This is a genomic window from Bartonella saheliensis, assembly GCF_902162175.1.
In genome coordinates this window covers 1-4422 of record NZ_LR607264.1, presented here as the reverse complement: position 1 = coordinate 4422, position 4422 = coordinate 1, and the positions used below count along the sequence as shown (strand labels likewise).

4 protein-coding genes and 1 pseudogene are annotated in these 4422 nt (G+C 31.5%); 4 read left to right on the top strand and 1 reads right to left on the bottom strand.

Going from position 1 to position 4422, the window contains the following annotated elements; translation table 11 throughout:
• Positions 1-285 precede the first annotated feature (285 nt).
• Positions 286-948, top strand: a complete 663-nt coding sequence (locus tag FS875_RS09395; protein WP_144756059.1) for a lysozyme — start codon at positions 286-288, stop codon at positions 946-948.
• On the top strand, positions 945-1172 hold the full coding sequence (locus FS875_RS09390; protein ID WP_144756056.1) for a hypothetical protein: 228 nt from the start codon (positions 945-947) through the stop codon (positions 1170-1172). The genes FS875_RS09395 and FS875_RS09390 overlap by 4 nt, the downstream gene beginning before the upstream one ends.
• 621 nt (positions 1173-1793) lie before the next feature.
• On the opposite strand, the gene FS875_RS09380 is transcribed toward FS875_RS09390, so the two are convergent.
• A complete protein-coding gene (locus FS875_RS09380) occupies positions 1794-2084 on the bottom strand; it encodes a hypothetical protein (protein ID WP_144756051.1) in 291 nt (96 codons plus the stop codon).
• 1520 nt (positions 2085-3604) lie between these two features.
• On the opposite strand from FS875_RS09380, the gene FS875_RS10715 reads away from it, so the two are divergent.
• Both FS875_RS10715 and FS875_RS10710 read left to right on the top strand, forming a co-directional pair.
• Positions 3605-3829: a hypothetical protein gene (locus FS875_RS10715; RefSeq protein WP_246067900.1), complete on the top strand. Its 225-nt coding sequence runs from the start codon at positions 3605-3607 to the stop codon at positions 3827-3829.
• Positions 3774-3986: pseudogene (locus tag FS875_RS10710) on the top strand (transketolase C-terminal domain-containing protein); the annotation flags it as partial. The gene FS875_RS10715 and the pseudogene FS875_RS10710, both read left to right, overlap by 56 nt.
• Positions 3987-4422: the final 436 nt, after the last annotated feature.

The following is a 4422-nucleotide window of genomic DNA, read 5'->3' as shown; positions in this document are numbered from 1 at the left end:
ATTCTAGATCAATCGTATCTATAGGTGGAATATCTGATTGTAAATTTATAAATTAGTTTATTAAAAAGTATTGTATTTAGGCTCAAGAGAAAATTAATTGCTACAAAATGAATTGTAGTTAAGATAATTTTTTCTCTAATAAGAATTATATGGGTTTTAATAAAGTTCATTAAGATAGTTTTATCTCAATTAAAACCCTTTCACTGTTTTGTGCTTTAAAATTGAGTAGATGTAAGTTTTGAATCATGTCCTGCTTTGTGTAGTTTTTTTATAGGATTAAGAATAATGCGAAAAATATCAACCGAAGGGCTTGCACTAATTAAACAATTGGAGGGTTTACGTTTAAAAGCCTATGAAGATTCTGGTGGAATATGGACCATTGGTTATGGGCATACAAGTGCAGCTGGCGCTCCAAGTGTTCATAAAGACATGCAAATTACGGAAGAAGAAGCTGAAAAAATTCTTTGTCAGGATTTGAGAGAATGTGAAGCCGCTGTTGAGAAAGCTGTTACCGTTCTTTTAAATGATGAGCAATTCGCAGCTTTAGTATCATTTTCCTATAATGTAGGAATAACCGCTTTTTACAAATCTAAACTTTTAAAAAAGCTCAATAACAGTGAATATGAAGCAGTACCAACTGAATTGCAAAAATGGACAAGAGTAGGCGGAAAACGTATCCAAGGTCTTGTCAATCGTCGAGCAGTGGAAGCAGGGTTATGGGCAAAAGGATCTCGTATTGCCCCTAATTATCATGTCGTTGAATCAGAAGGTGTAACGGGGATTTGCAAAATAGAAGCTCTTGCGCCAATTATAGGCTCTTTTTCAGGGCTTGGCGGACTTTTTACAGGAAATGGTCCTGTCCAGTGGGCTTTAGCAGGCATTATGGTTTTAGCTGCTTGTACAGCGATGATATATATTGCTAAACGTTTTCAGGAACACCGCCTATGATCTTATGGATAAAGAAATATCTGACAACAACATCAGCAATCATAGCAGCTCTTTTTATAGCTTTAGCGAAAGCCTTTTTCCTTGGGAAAAGAGTTGAGAAGCAAAAACAAACAAAGGAAGCTTTTAATACAGCGAGAACACGCCTTGAGGTAGAAAATGAAATTAACAAGAAAAGTGATACTGATGTGCGCAATAAGCTTTCTAACTGGATGCGCGACGAATGAACGAACTTCTTGTATTGGGTGGTTGCCAATTTATTTGAATCGACAAGACATCAATGCCATTAGTCCAAATTTAGCAAGGGATATCCTAAAACATAACGAACAAGGTGAGCGTCTATGTGGGTGGGAAGATACACGAAAAGTAAAGTGATAAAAATACAATTTCTCTGAAATATTAATTAATGAGAGAATTTGAAAGAGATGAATCCATTTAAATTAAAAGCAGAAGCTCTAAGGGCTAAAATATTTTGTGTGGTCTGTTTGATTTATTGGAGAAACAAGAGAGTGCTTGACTTAAAACCAAAGGATTCCACGGGTTATATTTTCGTAAAATGATTGAATATATCGATATATTCTAGGGATATTTTTATTATCTTATCAAAACAAGAGAAGGAAATATGCTGTGAATTATCTTCTGATTGCCCTTCAAAAATCTGAATGATATAAAAAGTTTTCTTCAGCAAGAATTATCTCTAAAAATCTATCTGTGCTTAAAAAAAATAATTTGCAAAACTTTACACAGATATCGTCTTTTTATGCAATTTGTAAATGACATTGTTTCAATTTTTTTACCGCAATGCTCTGTAAAGATAGAGTAAATATTTTCGCGCTATACTTGCTTTTTTATGCTAAAGTGGTGAGAGTATTGTGGATAATATTTATTGTTGATTTTTCTATAGGTAAGCTTCTCCCTATCTGCGAAATAACATGCAACCCCAATAGAATAAACCAAGACCCATTTTTACCTTCATTTTTTAACTTAGCTTTTTTACTTTTAAAAACCGCCAGCATAATTTCTTGAAAAACAATAAGATCATTACCTTCTTTGAAAATATTATTATAATGTCTTGCAAGCTTTTGTGCCTCTTTTAAAGAAAGTTTTGTGATAAGATCAAACTCCATTTCATCGCGCATATCGTGATGTCTATAATGAAACAACCAAGGACGCATATTATTTTTTCAAATATTCACCCTCCCTGCCCTACCACAATATCTATCTTGAGGAAAAGCCTTTACGAATGCCGCTGATCAATCTATGAAACACTCTTCTAATTTACCTTCTTATCCATCTTTTCATGCATTGCCCGCTCACCTTTTTGGGGCCATCCTTTAAGCCTTCTTTAATTTTTTGATATAAAATTTTGCTTTAATTCTTATTTTTAATGGATTATAAAGATGGGTAGCGATGTATTCTTGTGCATTTTTCTTCCCTTTTATTCTCATTTCTAAAGCTTTCTCTGCGAATACGCTGTCGCATTTTTTATATTTAATATATATTTTTTAAATTTATTTGTAACTTGTTAGAAAAATTTTTCTATTTTGATACAAAACCTTCTATCAGTTTACTTTTTTCAAAGTATTCTTAAAAATTCCCAATAGACCTTCGAAATTAAAAAACTTTAATGCATATTGTTTCTTTGTTTTAGAACTTAAAATTGGTAATGCTCTATTCGTTAACAGCAATTATATTATTTTAAGAGCAATCTATATAAGGTGGTATAATCCCTTTTATGAAGTTAACTAAAAGTTATTGCAACTTCTAGCATATTGTTTAAAAGCAAAAGGCACTTTCCTTTATGAAAAAACTATGCCACCATCTGATAATTCTTCCGCTGACACAAATACTTTCCATAACAACCTTCAATACCACAATAAAGTGAGTCAAAAACAAGGTATTGAGACGTTTATAACGTACAATAAAATCAGGACCAACTTAAATATTCAATGCAAACACTTACTAAAAAGTCATCAATAAGTTTTAGCATACCTTCAAATTGGAAAATATTAAACCGCGTGCGACAACGTATTTAAACCCTTATCGTATGAGATTGACCATCTTCTCACTCATACGCTTGTAAAGATAAAACTTTTTGCACCCTTCTAAATCTATAAAAGTTTCTGGATCTTGCTTTATTAAGCGCTGGAACAGCTCACAGCAGTTCATTTGAAACGCTAACCGTTTTCCATAAAAGAACGATCGTAGCATTGTCATATCCTCCAAAAAGTTTACGGCATTAACGGCATTACTTGAGAGATTTTTGCCGATTTCAGCGAATAGAATGAATTTCCGTCTAAAGAAAATAGCCTAACAAAAGGTTTTATGTATATGCTATGAGAAATATCCTCAAATAAATTTAGGTGATTGTTTTTATCATCAATATCAGCAGCTGGTGTGAAAGTGACAGAAATATAGTTTTTATCGTAAAATATATCCAATTATTTTTTATCTATCGTAGCCATCTTGTTCACGCCTGCAAATGATAATAAAATGGCCACGATGTTAAATTATATTACATCCAACAAGCTATTCACAAACTTCCCCTATTGGCTAGGTGATAACCCATCCTCTATTTAAAAGAGAAGAAAACTTTTCTTTTTCATTCAATGATAAAGTAAATATTATCTACTTACTTACGTCGTAATTATTCGATCAAATGGAAATCGCAATTCTTTCTACTCTCAGTAATCCTGCGCCTATTTATATAGGTTTCAGCAAGAACACTATTAAAAATATTCATAATAATGCTTTAAGTAATGCTGAAAAAATCAATATCAGTAAAAATTCTGTTATCAAAAAAGGAAAAGCTATTCTCTTATTTGCAAATGGTAAAACTGTTCAGATTGGTCTTGATGCTATCGCCGAGCTTAAAAAAATATGAAATTCTATCAACAGTTGTAAGTGTACCAACAATCCAATCTTTAGATGATATATTTGTATTGGAACTCTGTAAATCTCACAAATCTATCGTTGTTTATGAAGAGCATAGCATTCACGTGGAACTTGAAGAAGCAATTGCGAGATTACTTACGAAATATAGCATTGCATGTAAATTTGTATCGTTAGGAATACCAGATGAGCCAATCTATAATGGAAGCCAATGGGATTGTTTTGGTAAGTTATAGAATAACTCGAGAAGATATAATGAAAACTGTATTAGCAATGACATAAGATACAAAAAAACATGAAACTACCTACATCTTAAGCTCGTCCAGTTTAAAATTATCATAAATCATTGAGGATGCAAAAAAGAGACTGATAAGCACATTAAATTGCATTGTCTTACTTTATAGTGAATGCATTTTTTAAAGATACTATATTGTATTTTTATTATTTAAAAATATATTCTATAAAAAACAATACCATATCTATATAATATATTATTCATTAATATCAGCATAAATACTATAGGATATTATAGAATATAGCCATTTTTTATTATAATTTATATATTACTAATAATACATATTGATT

Bases quoted from the DNA above. Each gene is read 5' to 3' on its own strand.
- FS875_RS09395 (WP_144756059.1), top strand. From the start codon at position 286: ATGCGAAAAATATCAACCGAAGGGCTTGCACTAATTAAACAATTGGAG.
- FS875_RS09390 (WP_144756056.1), top strand. From the start codon at position 945: ATGATCTTATGGATAAAGAAATATCTGACAACAACATCAGCAATCATA.
- FS875_RS09380 (WP_144756051.1), bottom strand. From the start codon at position 2,084: ATGCGCGATGAAATGGAGTTTGATCTTATCACAAAACTTTCTTTAAAA.
- FS875_RS10715 (WP_246067900.1), top strand. From the start codon at position 3,605: ATGGAAATCGCAATTCTTTCTACTCTCAGTAATCCTGCGCCTATTTAT.